This window comes from Vibrio sp. HENC-03 (genome assembly GCF_000305755.2).
GTDB lineage: Bacteria > Pseudomonadota > Gammaproteobacteria > Enterobacterales > Vibrionaceae > Vibrio > Vibrio owensii.
In genome coordinates, this window is record NZ_JH976126.1 from 298,993 (window position 1) to 314,950 (window position 15,958).

Annotated in this window: 14 protein-coding genes; 10 read left to right on the forward strand and 4 right to left on the reverse strand. The window is 44.6% G+C overall.

Annotation, left to right across the window (positions count from 1 at the left end):
- Window positions 1-87: 87 nt before the first annotated feature.
- The 3 genes from VCHENC03_RS06145 (at window position 88) to fldA (ending at window position 1,771) form a co-directional block, all read left to right on the forward strand.
- Window positions 88-855 carry an alpha/beta fold hydrolase gene (locus tag VCHENC03_RS06145; RefSeq protein WP_009707214.1) on the forward strand — a complete coding sequence of 256 codons (768 nt, stop codon included), beginning with the start codon at window positions 88-90 and terminating at the stop codon, window positions 853-855.
- Window positions 856-967: 112 nt separating this feature from the next.
- On the forward strand, window positions 968-1,189 hold the full coding sequence (locus VCHENC03_RS06140) for a DUF2788 domain-containing protein (protein ID WP_005446406.1): 222 nt from the start codon (window positions 968-970) through the stop codon (window positions 1,187-1,189).
- Between the two features lie 48 nt (window positions 1,190-1,237).
- Window positions 1,238-1,771, forward strand: a complete 534-nt coding sequence (gene fldA / locus VCHENC03_RS06135) for a flavodoxin FldA (protein WP_005436966.1) — start codon at window positions 1,238-1,240, stop codon at window positions 1,769-1,771.
- Between the two features lie 54 nt (window positions 1,772-1,825).
- Here the strand turns inward: fldA and VCHENC03_RS06130 are convergent, their stop codons facing one another.
- Window positions 1,826-2,329 carry a DUF4442 domain-containing protein gene (locus tag VCHENC03_RS06130; RefSeq protein ID WP_009707215.1) on the reverse strand — a complete coding sequence of 168 codons (504 nt, stop codon included), beginning with the start codon at window positions 2,327-2,329 and terminating at the stop codon, window positions 1,826-1,828.
- A gap of 199 nt (window positions 2,330-2,528) precedes the next feature.
- Here VCHENC03_RS06130 and fcrX point away from each other — a divergent pair, with 199 nt between their 5' ends.
- Both fcrX and VCHENC03_RS06120 read left to right on the forward strand, forming a co-directional pair.
- A complete protein-coding gene (gene fcrX, locus VCHENC03_RS06125) occupies window positions 2,529-2,978 on the forward strand; it encodes a ferric iron uptake transcriptional regulator FcrX (RefSeq protein ID WP_005436964.1) in 450 nt (149 codons plus the stop codon).
- 72 nt (window positions 2,979-3,050) lie between these two features.
- On the forward strand, window positions 3,051-3,638 hold the full coding sequence (locus tag VCHENC03_RS06120) for a type II secretion system protein (RefSeq protein ID WP_009707216.1): 588 nt from the start codon (window positions 3,051-3,053) through the stop codon (window positions 3,636-3,638).
- 53 nt (window positions 3,639-3,691) lie between these two features.
- Here the strand turns inward: VCHENC03_RS06120 and glnS are convergent, their stop codons facing one another.
- Together glnS and nagE are read right to left on the reverse strand one after the other, a co-directional pair.
- Window positions 3,692-5,362, reverse strand: coding sequence for a glutamine--tRNA ligase (gene glnS, locus VCHENC03_RS06115; protein ID WP_009707217.1), 1,671 nt, complete (start codon window positions 5,360-5,362; stop codon window positions 3,692-3,694).
- Window positions 5,363-5,596: 234 nt separating this feature from the next.
- Window positions 5,597-7,171: an N-acetylglucosamine-specific PTS transporter subunit IIBC gene (gene nagE, locus VCHENC03_RS06110; protein WP_009707218.1), complete on the reverse strand. Its 1,575-nt coding sequence runs from the start codon at window positions 7,169-7,171 to the stop codon at window positions 5,597-5,599.
- A gap of 489 nt (window positions 7,172-7,660) precedes the next feature.
- Here nagE and nagA point away from each other — a divergent pair, with 489 nt between their 5' ends.
- The 4 genes from nagA (at window position 7,661) to asnB (ending at window position 13,580) form a co-directional block, all read left to right on the forward strand.
- Complete coding sequence (gene nagA, locus VCHENC03_RS06105) at window positions 7,661-8,797, forward strand: N-acetylglucosamine-6-phosphate deacetylase (protein WP_009707219.1); 1,137 nt, start codon at window positions 7,661-7,663, stop codon at window positions 8,795-8,797.
- A gap of 2 nt (window positions 8,798-8,799) precedes the next feature.
- Window positions 8,800-10,014 carry a DNA-binding transcriptional regulator NagC gene (gene nagC, locus VCHENC03_RS06100; RefSeq protein WP_005436955.1) on the forward strand — a complete coding sequence of 405 codons (1,215 nt, stop codon included), beginning with the start codon at window positions 8,800-8,802 and terminating at the stop codon, window positions 10,012-10,014.
- 81 nt (window positions 10,015-10,095) lie between these two features.
- The gene (locus VCHENC03_RS06095) at window positions 10,096-11,685 is read left to right on the forward strand and encodes a cation:proton antiporter family protein (protein WP_009707220.1); all 1,590 of its coding nucleotides are present in this window, start codon (window positions 10,096-10,098) and stop codon (window positions 11,683-11,685) included.
- Window positions 11,686-11,915: 230 nt separating this feature from the next.
- Entirely contained in the window at window positions 11,916-13,580 is a 1,665-nt protein-coding gene (gene asnB / locus VCHENC03_RS06090) for an asparagine synthase B (RefSeq protein ID WP_009707221.1), read from the forward strand.
- A gap of 112 nt (window positions 13,581-13,692) precedes the next feature.
- Here the strand turns inward: asnB and rfaH are convergent, their stop codons facing one another.
- A complete protein-coding gene (gene rfaH / locus VCHENC03_RS06085; RefSeq protein ID WP_005436951.1) occupies window positions 13,693-14,193 on the reverse strand; it encodes a transcription/translation regulatory transformer protein RfaH in 501 nt (166 codons plus the stop codon).
- A 333-nt stretch (window positions 14,194-14,526) separates the two neighbouring features.
- Here rfaH and VCHENC03_RS06080 point away from each other — a divergent pair, with 333 nt between their 5' ends.
- A complete protein-coding gene (locus VCHENC03_RS06080) occupies window positions 14,527-15,915 on the forward strand; it encodes a peptide MFS transporter (RefSeq protein ID WP_009707222.1) in 1,389 nt (462 codons plus the stop codon).
- The last annotated feature ends 43 nt before the right edge of the window (window positions 15,916-15,958 follow it).

Here is a 15,958-nt window from a genome sequence, read left to right on the forward strand (position 1 = left end):
TTTCACATTCTCAATGTTTAAACTCTGGGGGATTATAACGAGATCCTCGCGGATACTCCACGTTAAACCCATCACGAATAAGATAAAATGTCAGCATTACTCAACTATAAGCAGGAAGGGCAAGGCCAAACGGTTGTTTTGATTCATGGATTGTTTGGCAGTTTCAGTAATCTAGGTTTACTGGCTCGCGACCTCGTTCAAGATCACTGTGTGATCAGTATTGATCTACGAAATCATGGCCTCTCTTTTCATTCAGACACACACAATTACGAAGTGATGGCACAAGATGTTGCTGATTTACTTCGCTATTTAAGCACCGAGCCAGCACTTGTCATCGGCCACTCTATGGGTGGAAAAGTTGCGATGAAACTGGCAGATATCGCTCCTGAATTCGTAAAACAACTTATTGTCTTAGATATGGCGCCAGTGGCTTACCAGACTAATCGCCATGACAACGTCTTTAATGGTCTGCAAGCCGTAGTAAAAGAACAACCAACTAACCGCCAACAAACCATGGACATTCTTGCTCAACATATTGAAATGGATGGTGTAAGACAATTCTTATCGAAATCGTTATACAAAAACGGCGATAAAATGGATTGGCGCTTCAACGTTGCTAGCTTGCTCAACAACTACGACAACATCATTGGTTGGCAAGAAATTACACCAACAGACATCCCAACTTTATTTGTCAAAGGTGGTGATTCTGATTACTTGATGCCTGAGCACCAGCCAGCCGTTAAGCGACAGTTTAACAATGCGAAAGCGCACATTATTGCTAATACAGGACACTGGCTACACGCTGAAAAACCAGCAGAAGTCATGCGGGTGATCAGGAAATATATTTCGAGTTAACAAATTCGAAAAACAACGCCAGATTATTGAAATAACCCTTCTTGTTGTGCATTAACTTTACCGTTTAACAGTGGTATAGTGCGCCCAAGAATTTTTGGCATGAAGGACGACAATGCTATACGACTATATGGACATGCTCGAGTCGATCGGGCTCGATCTTCTTTTTGCTGCTATCTTCTTTTTCATCGGGATGGCGATAAAAGATGTACTAAAGCAAGGCAATGTACCTGTTTTTGGTCGTCGTATTGTATGGTTAGTTCTTTTCCTAGGCTGTGCTGGTTTCATCGCTAAAGGCCTGATTCAGCTCAGTTGGGAAGGCACAGGGCTAGGTTAAGCTCCTCTCCCCATCGCCAGTAACAAACAATGTAAAGGTATAGACTCTATGGCAAGTGTAGGTATCTTCTTCGGTAGCGACACAGGTAATACTGAAGCCGTTGCAAAGATGATTCAAAAGCAACTAGGTAAACAACTAGTTCACGTTCAAGACATCGCAAAAAGCAGCAAAGAAGACATTGATAACTTTGATCTTCTACTTCTAGGTATCCCAACTTGGTACTACGGTGAAGCACAATGTGATTGGGACGATTTCTTCCCAGAGCTTGAGCAAGTAGACTTCTCTACGAAGCTTGTTGCTATCTTCGGTTGTGGTGACCAAGAAGATTACGCAGAGTACTTCTGTGACGCAATGGGCACAGTACGTGACATCGTTGAAGCAAAAGGCGGCACTATCCTGGGCCACACTTCAACTGAAGGTTACGAGTTCGAAGCGTCTAAAGCTCTAGTAGAAGGTGATGATAGCCAGTTTGTTGGTCTATGTATTGACGAAGACCGCCAACCAGAATTGACTGACGAGCGCGTTGAAAACTGGGTTAAGCAAATCTACGAAGAGATGTGCCTAGCAGAGCTTGAAGGCTAATAACGCATTCATTAAAAAAGACCTCCTAATTGGAGGTCTTTTTGTATCTGTCTATCAGGAAGCTTCCGTTGCTACCTCTTCCTCTCTGTATTGAGGTTTCTTCCTCACATACAACTTGCGCTGCACTTCGGACACAACATTGCCGTCTTTGTCTTTCACGTGAGTAATAAACTCCGGAAAGCACTTTTCACCATTACGAGTCATTTGGTAAATATCGTCTAACATGCCTTCGGTTACTTCAAACTCAGCAAACAAATCACTCTGCCCAGGTTTAATGAAATTGATGCTGGCTTCTTTGTCCCAGACGTAATATTCCTCACGCAGAATCCCCATCAACATCAGTGAGTAGATCGGGTCGGTCAACGAGAAAATGCTGCCACCATATTGGGTTCGATTGGCATTTTTGTTCCACCAGCGAAGCTTCAAGCGGACTTTAACCGTTCGAAAATCTTCAGAAATATGTAAGATTTTGATACCTGCGCCCCAAAATGGCGGCCAAATATTGAGCGCAAACTTCACAAATCCCGGTTTATATATCTTAGCAAGTCGCTTATTCATAACTATCCGTAGTCTTTGCGTTCTAATGTTATCAATTTGTAACTGGTCTGATCTGTAATATAATCGACCTGTTTCCAATTTACAAAAAGAATCTATTAACCCTTTGAAGTTCGTGGTTTAATGTTCAGTACGCTTCGCCTATAATGGTAGGAATATTGAATTCTGTTAAATCGCTGCAGATGATCCAACGGGAAAGTATATGTCAGATAATAATCAGGCGCTGAAGGATGCGGGCTTAAAAGTAACCCTTCCAAGGCTAAAAATTCTAGAAGTACTTCAGCAGCCAGACTGCCAGCACATCAGTGCTGAAGATTTGTACAAAAAGCTGATTGATCTAGGTGAAGAGATCGGTCTAGCAACCGTTTATCGTGTACTAAACCAGTTCGATGATGCTGGTATTGTAACTCGCCACCACTTCGAAGGTGGTAAGTCAGTATTTGAACTGTCTACTCAACACCACCACGATCACCTAGTGTGTCTAGACTGTGGTGAAGTGATTGAATTCTCTGACGATGTGATTGAACAACGTCAAAAAGAAATCGCAGCTAAGTACAACGTGACGTTAACTAACCACAGCTTGTACCTATACGGCAAATGCACGGACAGTTCTTGTAAAGACAACCCAAACGCACACAAGCCAACAAAGTAAGAAGTATTTCTTTTTACTCATAAACATAGTAAAACGTCAGCTAAGGCTGGCGTTTTTTTATGGAGAAAAACGATGAAGAAAAGGAATTCTAAAGGCTTTACCCTACTTGAGCTGATTATTGCGATTGTTATTCTTGGGATACTTGCTGTTGTAGCCGCACCGCGATTCCTAAACCTTCAGGATGACGCCTACGAAGCAAAAATGGAAGCGATCGCAGACCAATTTGAAACAGCTGTTCGGTTTACACAAAGTCAATGGCTAGTGAATGGTGGCACACCTGAGGCACAGCAAAACATTGACGGTTATGGTGGTGGAGAATTGGATGTAAATGAGTTTGGCTTTCCACTTGGCACTGACAAAGGTAACCGTAATGGCGTCATTGGCAATCCCTACAATATAGGACAGGGAAATGCAGGTTGCATTGCAGTATGGCAAGCTCTGATTGGAAATGAATACTCTCTATCAAATAATCGTAACGCTAACGATCAATTTGACTTTATTACTCGTCGAGTTCAAGACAAAGACTCTCATCAATCTGTTTGCTACTACACGTATACCAAGAAAGGTTACGAACGAGATCCTGAGCGTTCAACCTTCGTTATATGGTACGACTCAAAAACTGGTAGTGTCACTACATCCAAACCGACTCGATTAGATTAATCATAAAAAATGCCAGCAATGATGCTGGCATTTTTGTTAGCGAAGAATAGAGATTATTGGTTCTCGATTTTCGCCCAAGTATCACGTAGACCAACCGTACGGTTGAATACTAGGTTATCTGCTGAAGAATCTTTTGAATCTGCACAGAAGTAACCCATACGCTCAAACTGGTAACCTGTTTCTGCTTCTGCCGTTGCTAGGCTTGGCTCAACAAAACCGTTTAGAACCACTAGTGATTCAGGGTTGATTGTCGCAGCAAAGTCATCCGCAGCCGCTGGGTTTGGTACTGTGAACAAACGATCGTACATGCGGATTTCTGCAGGCAATGCTTTGTCTGCTGATACCCAGTGAATTACGCCTTTCACTTTACGGCCATCTGCTGGGTTCTTACCTAGCGTTTCAGCATCGTAAGTACAAAAGATTGTTGTGATGTTGCCGTCTGCGTCTTTCTCGATGCGCTCAGCCTTGATCACGTATGCGCCACGTAGACGTACTTCTTTACCTAGAACAAGACGCTTGTATTTCTTGTTTGCTTCTTCACGGAAGTCTTCACGCTCGATCCAAACTTCACGAGTGAATGGCACTTCACGCTCACCCATCTCAGGTTTGTTTGGATGGTTAGCAACAGTCAGCGTCTCTACCGCGCCTTCTTCGAAGTTCTCGATAACGATCTTAACTGGATCTAGAACGGCCATCGCACGTGGTGCGTTTTCGTTTAGATCATCACGAATACAAGATTCTAGTGAACCGAACTCAATCATGTTCTCTTGCTTCGTTACACCGATACGCTTACAGAATTCACGAATAGATGCTGATGTGAAGCCACGACGACGCAGACCAGAAACTGTTGGCATACGTGGGTCATCCCAACCATCAACCAATTTCTCAGTCACTAGTTGGTTTAGCTTACGCTTAGACATCACTGTGTATTCAAGGTTTAGGCGGCTGAATTCGTACTGGTGTGGACGACAATCAATCGTGATGTTGTCTAGAACCCAGTCGTACAGACGACGGTTATCCATGAACTCTAGAGTACAGATAGAGTGCGTAATTCCCTCTAGCGCATCAGAGATACAGTGTGTGAAGTCGTACATTGGGTAAATGCACCACTTATCACCAGTCTGGTGGTGAGTCGCAAAACGTACACGATAGATAACTGGGTCACGCATTACCATGAATGAAGAACCCATGTCGATCTTCGCACGTAGACACGCTTTGCCTTCTTCGAATTCACCTGCACGCATTTTTTCAAATAGCGCTAGGTTTTCTTCTACTGGACGGTCACGGTATGGGCTTGGTTTACCCGGAGCCGTTAGCGTACCGCGGTATTCACGAATCTGCTCAGGACTTAGCTCATCAACGTACGCTAAGCCTTTATTAATCAATTCAATTGCATATTCGTAAAGCTTATCGAAGTAGTTTGATGAGTAACATACTTCACCATCCCACTCAAAGCCCAACCAGTTTACATCTTTCTTGATAGACTCAACGTATTCGATGTCTTCTTTTTCAGGGTTTGTATCGTCGAAACGTAAGTTACATTGGCCCTGGTAGTCCTGAGCAATACCGAAGTTCAAACAGATAGACTTAGCATGACCGATGTGCAGGTAGCCATTTGGCTCCGGCGGGAATCGAGTATGCACGCTAGTGTGTTTACCATCCGCTAGATCTTTATCAATGATCTGGCGAATAAAGTTTGATGGACGAGCATCAGCTTCACTCATCTATAGCACCTCAAAAATATTAGTATTGTCAGAGAAAACAGTACTCCGTAGCCTTACTCGGTTTACAGAGTGCATTGTTCCTAATGATCCACAATTCTTAGCGATTAGACAACAAGAACCGTCGTTAAAACGACAATATTTCTCTTCTTCGCTTGAAAGCGCAGCATATTAAATCCGCACAAACAAAAAAAGACCTCCCGAGGGAGGTCTTTATAGAGAGTCAGTAAGATGTAATTAAGGAAGTTTTACATCAGATAGGTCTTCACCTGCACCGATTGCTTTCATTTCACCAGCAACGATTTCTGCAAGAGGACCAAGGATAACTTGAAGGTTGTTTTCGCCAAGCTTAACCACACCTTTCGCGCCTAGTTTCTTAAGAACAGCTTCGTCAGCAACAGAGCGGTCTTTAAGTGTTAGACGTAGACGAGTGATACACGCGTCGATTGAAGTTAGGTTATCGTGACCACCCAGCGCTTTTAGGTATTGACGAGCTAGGTCACCTTTTGCTGCATCACCAGCTGGAGCTGCAGACGCTTCTTCGTCGTCATCTTCACGACCTGGTGATTTCAGGTTGAAAGCGCGGATTGCGAAGCTGAATGTGAAGAAGTATAGAGCACCGAAGCTTAGACCTAGAGCAAGAAGCACTAGAGGCTTAGTTGCTAGACCGTAGTTCAGTACGAAGTCGATTAGACCTGCAGAGAAACCAAAGCCGTGTAGCGTGCCAAGCATGTTTGCAAGTACTAGAGATAGACCTGTAAATACTGCGTGGATTGCGTATAGAGCAGGTGCTAGGAATACGAACATGAACTCTAGAGGCTCAGTGATACCTGTTAGGAATGAACAGAATGCTACTGAGAATAGTGCGCCACCAACTTGGCTACGTTTCTCAACTGGTGCTGCTAGGTACATTGCAAGTGCCGCACCTGGTAGACCGAACATCATTACAGGGAAGAAACCGTTCATGAATACACCAGCGCTCTTATCGCCGCCGAAGAAGCGGTGTAGGTCACCAGATTTCAGAGTTTCAGTTACTTCTTTAACTGTTGCTGTGATTTCTGGAGTTACAGAGTTAGCGAATTCGAATGTGTGAGTTTGACCAGCAACAAGAGTCTTAGCTAGAGCTGGGTCAACACAAAGCTGTTGTAGAGCAGGAAGCGCTTGACCAGCAGCAGTTGCGCCAGACACTAGAACTTCTTGACACGTGCCCATACCGAACCAGAAGTATGAGTTTAGTACGTGGTGTAGACCTACAGGGATAAGTGCACGGTTAAGAGTACCGTATACGAACTGACCGATAGCACCAGAAGTAGAAACTGCGTGTGCTAGCGCATCAAGACCGCCTTGGATTGTTGGCCATACAACACCAGCAATTGCACCAGCAACTAGCGAGAATAGACCCGCCATGATTGGTACTAGACGTTTGCCAGAGAAGAATGCCAACCACTCAGGAAGACGAGTAGCGTGGAAAGCGTTGTAAGAGTGACCAGCGATGATACCAGCAATGATACCGCCGAAGAATGACATGTTAACGCTTGCATCGATTGTTGCTGCTGTTGCAGTAAGAACGAAGTAAGCAACTGCACCAGCTAGACCAGCAGCACCTTGACCGTCTTTAGAAAGACCGATCGCGATACCTAGACCGAATAGTAGTGGTAGTTGACTAAAGATTGCGTTACCAGCAGATGCCATAAACGCGATATCTAAAAGGTCAGGCTGACCCAAACGTAGTAAAAGCGCTGCAACTGGAAGCGTTGCGATAGGAAGCATAAGAGCTTTACCTAACTTCTGCGCGTATCCAAGAATATTCACCTTAAGTTCCCCCTATAGGATTTTATGTTTTGTTGAATAACTTATTTCAGTCGTTCAATTTAGTCGCTACCAGTTTATGATATTAATTTTGCTCCGCAAATTAAAACCTCATTGTTTGTGATCATAATCACCAGAAATTGGTCATTCAGAAGGTTTTTGCTAGCGAGATCATAAAACTTATTTTATTATACAAAAAAATGGCGTTTTAGAGATAAGATTCTCGTACTTTATGCAAGACAGAATCAGTGTTATTTTGGTATCTCTACAGATGATTCGCAGTAACTTTGCTCTGGAAAACAATCATAAAAACTAATTCATTTATTATTTTTCAGTTAGTTACTCTGATAATGACATCGATAAAACGCGACTTGCTGTATGTGACTCGTTATCTAATTCAGTGATACAAACTAAGTACCAGCCCGACTCACAGAGTCACCAGTTAGATAACGGAACAGAAAATGAATTCTCATCTATAAGGACTAGCTGACTATGTACGCGCTAAGTAACTGTAAAATCTATACCGGTAGTGATGTTCTTACCGATCATGCTGTCATCATCGACAATGACCAGATTCAATCAGTTGTGCCAGTAACTCAACTACCAGAAGGTATTGAAGTTAAAGATCTGGACGGTGCTAACCTAAGCCCTGGTTTTATCGACCTACAGCTAAACGGCTGTGGTGGTGTGATGCTTAACGACGAAATCACACCAGAAACAATGCAGATCATGCACGAAGCTAACCTAAAATCGGGTTGTACAAGCTTCCTACCAACTCTTATCACTTCTTCAGACGAAGACATGCGTGCTGCAATCTCAGCGGCTCGCGAGTACCACAACAAATACCAAAACCAATCGCTAGGTCTGCATCTTGAAGGTCCGTACCTTAACGTAGCGAAAAAAGGTATTCACAGCGTTGACTTCATCCGCCCTTCTGACGACGGCATGATTGACTTGATCTGCGCGAACGCTGACATCATCGCAAAAGTTACACTTGCACCAGAACAAAATGACCCTGAGCACATCTCTCGTTTGAAAGCAGCTGGCATTGTGGTTTCTATCGGTCACACCAACGCAACATACGCAGAAGCACGCCAAGGCTTTGAAGCAGGTATCTCATTTGCGACTCACCTATTCAACGCGATGACACCAATGGTTGGTCGTGAACCAGGTGTGGTGGGTGCGATTTACGATACACCAGAAGTTTATGCAGGCATCATTGCTGATGGTTTCCACGTAGACTACGCAAACATCCGAATTGCTCATAAAATCAAAGGTGAAAAGCTTGTTTTGGTGACGGATGCCACAGCTCCAGCAGGTGCTAACATTGATCACTTTATTTTTGTCGGTAAGAAAGTATATTACCGAGATGGTAAGTGTGTTGATGAAAACGGCACACTAGGCGGCTCAGCTCTGACTATGATCGAAGCAGTTCAGAACACAGTTGAGCACGCAGGCATCGCTTTAGACGAAGCTCTACGAATGGCGACACTGTACCCAGCAACCGCAATTGGTGTTGAGGAACAACTAGGCCGAGTTCGAAAAGGAATGGTAGCGAACCTGACTATTTTCGATCGTGACTTCAATGTAAAAGCGACGGTTGTTAACGGACAATACGAGCAAAATTAAGCATGAATGGCGGACAGATTGGTAATGTAGATTTAGTAAAACAGCTTAACAGCGCTGCGGTATACAGGCTGATTGACCAACAAGGTCCAATCTCCCGTATTCAGGTAGCGGATGTTAGTCAGCTCGCCCCAGCGAGTGTTACCAAAATAACCCGCCAACTTTTGGAGCGCGGCTTAATCAAAGAAGTCGCGCAACAAGCTTCTACCGGTGGTCGCCGAGCTATCTCGCTGACCACTGAAGTAAAACCCTTCCACTCTATCGCAGTTCGATTAGGTCGTGACTACGTGCAATTCTGCTTGTATGACCTAGGCGGCACAGCACTAGCAGAAGACCAGCACGAGCTTCACTACACCAACCAAGCGGACTTAATCGCCGGTTTGATTGATTTATTGAAGGACTTTGTGAATCGCTGCCAAGACAAAATCGACCAACTTATCGCTATCGGTATCACGCTGCCTGGTTTGGTAAACCCAACCACTGGTGTCGTTGAATACATGCCGAATACCGACATTGATAACCTAGCGCTGGGCGAAATCATCCGCGAGAAGTTCAACACCGCGTGTTTTGTTGGTAACGACGTTCGTGGTATGGCACTGGCTGAACACTACTTTGGCGCGAGCCAAGACTGCCAAGATTCGATTCTGGTGAGTGTTCACCGTGGTACTGGTGCGGGCATCATCGTGAATGGTCAGGTATTCCTTGGCTTTAACCGCAACGTAGGTGAAATCGGTCATATCCAAATCGACCCACTTGGCGAGCAATGTCAGTGTGGTAACTTCGGCTGTCTAGAAACGGTTGCAGCAAACCCTGCCATCGTACAGCGTGTGAAAAAACTGATTGCTCAGGGCTACGAATCAAGTCTGACTCAACTTGAGCACATCACTATTGATGACGTTTGTACGCACGCGATGAACGGTGACGAGCTGGCGAAGCAAAGCCTTGTACGCGTAGGTAACCAACTTGGCAAAGCTATCGCGATTACAATCAACTTGTTCAACCCTCAGAAGATCGTCATTGCCGGTGACATTACTGCTGCTGAAGAAATTGTGTTCCCTGCAATTCAGCGCAATGTAGAAAACCAATCTCTGAAAACTTTCCATAACGAACTCCCGATTGTTGCTTCTCACATTGATAAGCAACCAACGATGGGCGCATTTGCAATGATCAAACGCGCTATGTTGAACGGAGTTTTGTTACAAAAGTTACTAGAAGACTAAGTTTATACAACCAATTGAGTTACAATCTCGGGCTGTGGTTTCACAGCCCGTTTTTGTATATCAGGAATATAGCTCAACAGTATGGAAATTATTCTAATTACAACGGCGTTTCTCGCCGGCTTCATCGCTCTAAAATGTAACCTCCCCCCTTTGGTCGGTTTCCTACTCGCTGGTTTCGGCCTTCACGCGTTTGGCTACCAAAGTAATGACGTTATTGTCACGCTTGCTGACCTTGGTGTGACCTTGCTGCTTTTCACTATTGGTTTAAAGCTGGATGTAAAAACGCTGCTTTCTAAAGAAATTTGGGGCGGCGCTACCGCGCACAATATTCTTTCTACCCTTTTCTTTGCGCTGGTTCTCGTTGGTCTAAAACTGCTAGGGTTGTCATCACTCTCCACGATGGATCACAGCCAGATTCTGCTTCTCGCCTTCGCCCTCTCCTTCTCCAGTACGGTATTTGCGGTTAAGACACTGCAAGAAAAAGGGGAAATGAACGCGACTTACGGCACACTAGCAATCGGTATTCTGGTTATGCAGGATATCTTTGCCGTAGTATTCCTTACTGCTTCGACCGGTAAAATTCCAGAGTGGTACGCCATTGGATTGTTTGCCCTACCACTCGCTCGACCTCTGTTCTACAAGTTGTTGGATAAAGTAGGCCACGGGGAAATGCTGGTGCTGTTCGGCATTTTCTTCGCATTAGTAGTTGGCGCAGGCTTGTTTGAACTGGTGGGAATGAAACCTGATTTAGGCGCGCTGATTTTAGGCATGCTTCTAGCTGGCCACCGCAAAGCGTCCGAGCTATCAAAATCGCTCTTTAATATGAAAGAGCTATTCTTAGTTTGTTTCTTCCTCAATATCGGTTTATCTGCATCCTTGAGCTTTACGGGGGTTGGCTTAGCCCTGCTATTTATCTTGTTATTGCCAATCAAGGGGCTGCTGTACTTCCTAACCATCAACCACTTTAAGTTCCGTGTGCGCACTTCATTGCTTACGTCGCTATCACTTTTCAACTACAGTGAGTTCGGCCTGATTGTTGGTGGTCTCGCATACAAAATGGGATGGATGCCAAGTGACATGCTGGCAGCGATTGCCGTTGCCGTTTCTATCTCGTTTATCATCTCAGCACCACTTAACCGTTTGGGCCATCAGATTTACCAACATTCAGGTAAATGGCTGCAAGAAACCGCTGCAGAGAAACTGAACCAACGCGACCAACTCATTAACCCAGGTCATGCTCAAGTACTGATCCTCGGTATGGGTCGAATTGGTACCGGTGCATACGATGAACTGCGATCTCGCTACGGTAAGATTTCACTTGGCGTGGAGGTTCGTGAAGAAGCTGCGCATAAGCATCGCTCGGAAGGTCGTAACGTAATCTCGGGAGATGCAACTGACCCGGATTTCTGGGAGCGCATTTTGGATACGGCTAACGTGAAAATGGTGCTTCTGGCAATGCCACATCACCAAGGTAACCAAACGGCACTTGAGCAGCTTCAAAGCCGAAACTACAAAGGGCAGATTGCAGCGATTGCCGAGTATCCAGATCAACTAGAAGGTTTATTAGAGACGGGAGTCGATGCCGCATTCAACATCTACAGCGAAGCTGGTAGTGGTTTCGCACGTCATGTTTGCGAGCAACTTCAACCTCAATTTACACCGATGAAATAAGCATAAAACGCAACCAGCTTTATTGAGCCCTCTTCTAATAAGAGGGCTTTTTTGTGCATTTTTTAAACCAAACCTTGATCTCATTCACCAAATCAAAGTTATTTTTAAACAACATCTAACCATCAAGCCTTTTTATCATTTTTTTAATCATCAAACGTTGCTTTTTTTACTCAGAATGGCAAATTGAACCCATACCGATTAAAAATTGTTTAGTTTAAAAAGGATGTTGTATGTGTTCAGTATTTGGCATTTTAGACATTAAGAGCGATGCAGCAGCATTGCGCCCTATCGCCCTTGAGATGTCGAAAAAGCTTCGTCACCGCGGTCCAGACTGGTCTGGTATTTATTCATCAGAGCGCGCAATTCTAGCGCATGAACGTCTAGCGATCGTTGGCCTAAATAGTGGTGCGCAACCACTATACAGCCCTGATAAAAAACTCATCCTTGCTGTAAACGGTGAAATCTACAACCACAAAGAGATTCGTGCTCGCTACGAAGGCAAATACGAGTTCCAAACCGATTCAGATTGTGAAGTTATCCTAGCGCTATACCAAGACATGGGCGCAGACCTTCTTGAAGAACTAAACGGTATTTTCGCATTCGTACTTTACGATGAAGAAAAAGATGAATACTTAGTAGGTCGTGACCACATCGGTATCATTCCGCTTTACCAAGGTTACGATGAGCACGGCAACTACTACGTTGCTTCAGAAATGAAAGCACTAGTACCAGTATGTAAGACCGTGAGCGAGTTCCCTCCAGGTTGTCACTACGGCAGTGCAGATGCAGAGCCTCAACGCTACTACATCCGTGACTGGAACGAGTATGCAGCAGTACAAGGCAACAGCACTAGCAAAGAAGAATTGACTGAAGCGCTAGAAGCAGCGGTCAAGCGCCAACTGATGACTGACGTGCCTTACGGTGTACTTCTTTCAGGCGGTCTAGATTCTTCTATTACATCTGCGGTAGCAAAACGCTTTGCAGCGATGCGTATTGAAGACGACGAAAAGTCTGAAGCTTGGTGGCCACAGCTGCACTCTTTTGCTGTCGGTCTAGAAGGCGCACCTGATCTGAAAGCGGCTCGTGAAGTTGCCGACCAAATTGGTACGGTTCACCACGAAATGACGTACACCATCCAAGAAGGTTTGGACGCGATTCGTGATGTGATTTACCACATTGAAACTTATGATGTAACAACGATTCGAGCTTCTACTCCGATGTTCCTAATGGGTCGTAAGATCAAAGCGATGGGCATCAAGATGGTACTGTCTGGCGAAGGCGCCGATGAAATCTTTGGTGGTTACTTGTACTTCCACAAAGCACCAAACGCTCAAGAGTTCCACGAAGAGACGGTACGTAAACTTCTAGCTCTAAACATGTTTGACTGCGCACGTGCTAACAAATCACTAGCAGCGTGGGGGGTAGAAGGCCGTGTACCTTTCCTAGATAAAGAGTTCATTGATGTAGCAATGCGCTTGAACCCAGCCGACAAGATGTGTGGCAACGGCAAGATGGAGAAACACATTCTTCGTGAGTGTTTCGAGCACTACCTGCCAGAATCGATCGCATGGCGTCAAAAAGAGCAGTTCTCTGATGGCGTAGGCTACAGCTGGATCGATACGTTGAAAGAAGTAGCAGAACAGAAAGTGACGGACCAGCAAATGGAAACAGCGCAATACCGTTTCCCTTACAACACACCAACAACAAAAGAAGGTTATGTATACCGCGAAATCTTTGAAGAGTTGTTCCCACTGCCATCTGCGGCAGAGTGTGTTCCTGGCGGCCCTTCAGTAGCGTGTTCTTCAGCGAAAGCGATTGAATGGGATGAGTCGTTCCAAAACTGTGTTGACCCATCAGGCCGTGCAGTACAGACCGTTCACAACGATTCATACTAGTTTTAAGCGACATCAATAAGGGTTGGCTCCACCAGCCCTTTATGAAAGACATAATAGATACGATCAAAAAGAGGTGCTTTCGCACCTCTTTTTTATGTTTGATGGAATTAGACTATTTTAAATCTAAATCGCTGTTGTCTATGCTGACAGGTACACGCTTGGTGATCATCTGAACCAGCATAATTGAACGTTTCTCACCATCTTGTTCTTGGAAGATGGCATCAATGCCCGCAAACTGACCGCTCTTCACACGAACCTGATCGCCAGGTTGAGGCATACATTCATCACTTGCCTGCTCGTCTACGCATTTATCAAGCTGTTTGAGCTCATACACCAAATCGCCCTGTATCTCTTTAGGCTGAGCGCCAAAACGAACAAAGTCTACTACACCTCGCGTAGAGCGAACTGAAGTAAAATTAGGGCCCTGTTCGTAGTCAAATCGGGCAAAAACATAACAAGGGAACAAAGGTTCTTCGACTTTCTGTCGCTTACCTCGCAAGATCTTTTCGACCTCGAAAGTTGGGTAAAAGCACTCTACGCCTTGGTTTTCAAGGTGTTGCTTAGCCCTAACTTGCTCTCCTCGTTTACAATACAATAAATACCAACGTTTCATTTTATTACTAGCCAATTATGTTTTTGTTTCATCCTAGCATTAAGGCCAAGATGAGTCATGGATATTCAAGCAACCTATCAATAAGCCACTTTATATTGCACATACAACTTACACCTTTTCATAAGGTTAAGAAAATAAGTCTATAGACAAAAATGAAAAGTAAGTTTGTAACACGACCAATTCACCGACGAAAAGCCCACCAAATCAACGTAGAACCATCATTTAATAAGGCAAACGAATCGTCACATAAAATTTTATTGTTTGTAAGTCATCAAAATGACATGTATACGTAGATTTCGTTAAAAAATGTAATAACTACTATTAGAAGAGCTTATGTCAAACCAACATCAATACTTTGGTCACCCACGTGGCTTGTTCCTTCTGTTCGGTACAGAACTATGGGAACGCTTTTCTTACTACGCAATGCGCGCCATTCTAGTACTGTATTTAACTGACACAACAATGAATGGTGGTCTTGGCTGGTCGACTAAAGATGCCCTAGACCTTTACGGCATCTATACTGGACTTGTCTACATCACACCTCTTATCGGTGGTTACCTTGCGGATAACTACTTGGGTCAACGCCGTTCAATCCTGATTGGTGGTGCGTTAATGGCTATTGGCCAGTTCACACTAGCAATGCCAGCAGATGCACTAGGTCTTGGCTCTCTACACACTTTCTACCTAGGTCTTGCTCTGCTTATCTGTGGTAACGGCCTATTTAAGCCAAACATTTCAACCATGGTTGGTGACCTTTACAACGAAGGCGATAACCGTCGTGATGGCGCGTTCACTATCTTCTATATGGGTATTAACCTAGGTGCGCTACTTGCTGGTGTTGTTTCAGGTTCAGTAACCAATGAATTTGGTTGGAAAGCGGGTTTCATTGCCGCTGGTGTTGGTATGATCATCAGCCTTGTGATGCAAATGACTATGGCGCAATCTTGGTTAGGTGACATTGGCCGCGTACCTGCAGCTAAACGTGACTTAGCAATTAAGAAATCTGCGAAAAAAGAGCCTCTAACGAAAGAAGAAGTCGATCGTATCAAGGTTATCCTTGTAATGAGTCTGTTTACTATCGTTTTCTGGGCGGGCTTTGAGCAGGCTGGCGGTCTAATGAACATCTACACGCAGCAATACACAGATCGTATGATCGGTGGCTTTGAAGTTCCTGCTGCGTGGTTCCAATCACTAAACCCATTCTTCATTATTACTCTTGCACCTGTATTAGCCGTTTTATGGGTGAAACTGGGTAAACGTGAACCTAACTCACCAATGAAGTTCGCTTTTGCGATGTTCTTCCTAGCACTAGGCTTCCTATGTATGGTCGGTGCTGTTATGGAGCAAGGTGGTGATACTGCGGTTAAAACATCAATGCTATGGCTAGTAGGCGCTTTCTTCTTCCATACGTTGGGTGAACTGTGTCTATCTCCTATTGGTCTATCTCTAGTAACTAAGCTAGCTCCGCTACGTCTTGCATCACTAATGATGGGTGCATGGTTCGGTTGTAACGCGATCGCAAACTACGTTGCTGGTTATGTTGGCTCTCACGTAGGTGAACTAGGCGCACTAGCAATCTTCAGCGGTATCGCAGTAACAGCGACTGTTTCTGGTGTGATTCTACTGTTGTTCTCTAACACACTCGTTCGTTGGATGCATGGCGCTGAAAACACGCACAGCACAGCGGAACAAATTGAAGAGCAACAAACCCAAATCGCTTAATATAAAGTGCAAATAAAAACAAAGGGTCGCAATCGCGACCCTT

Excerpts from the sequence above, each read along its gene's own strand:
- fcrX (WP_005436964.1), top strand. The coding sequence starts at position 2,529 with ATGTCAGATAATAATCAGGCGCTGAAGGATGCGGGCTTAAAAGTAACC.
- VCHENC03_RS06095 (WP_009707220.1), top strand. The coding sequence starts at position 10,096 with ATGGAAATTATTCTAATTACAACGGCGTTTCTCGCCGGCTTCATCGCT.
- rfaH (WP_005436951.1), bottom strand. The coding sequence starts at position 14,193 with ATGAAACGTTGGTATTTATTGTATTGTAAACGAGGAGAGCAAGTTAGG.
- VCHENC03_RS06140 (WP_005446406.1), top strand. The coding sequence starts at position 968 with ATGCTATACGACTATATGGACATGCTCGAGTCGATCGGGCTCGATCTT.
- asnB (WP_009707221.1), top strand. The coding sequence starts at position 11,916 with ATGTGTTCAGTATTTGGCATTTTAGACATTAAGAGCGATGCAGCAGCA.
- VCHENC03_RS06130 (WP_009707215.1), bottom strand. The coding sequence starts at position 2,329 with ATGAATAAGCGACTTGCTAAGATATATAAACCGGGATTTGTGAAGTTT.
- VCHENC03_RS06120 (WP_009707216.1), top strand. The coding sequence starts at position 3,051 with ATGAAGAAAAGGAATTCTAAAGGCTTTACCCTACTTGAGCTGATTATT.
- fldA (WP_005436966.1), top strand. The coding sequence starts at position 1,238 with ATGGCAAGTGTAGGTATCTTCTTCGGTAGCGACACAGGTAATACTGAA.
- VCHENC03_RS06080 (WP_009707222.1), top strand. The coding sequence starts at position 14,527 with ATGTCAAACCAACATCAATACTTTGGTCACCCACGTGGCTTGTTCCTT.
- nagC (WP_005436955.1), top strand. The coding sequence starts at position 8,800 with ATGAATGGCGGACAGATTGGTAATGTAGATTTAGTAAAACAGCTTAAC.
- VCHENC03_RS06145 (WP_009707214.1), top strand. The coding sequence starts at position 88 with ATGTCAGCATTACTCAACTATAAGCAGGAAGGGCAAGGCCAAACGGTT.
- nagA (WP_009707219.1), top strand. The coding sequence starts at position 7,661 with ATGTACGCGCTAAGTAACTGTAAAATCTATACCGGTAGTGATGTTCTT.
- glnS (WP_009707217.1), bottom strand. The coding sequence starts at position 5,362 with ATGAGTGAAGCTGATGCTCGTCCATCAAACTTTATTCGCCAGATCATT.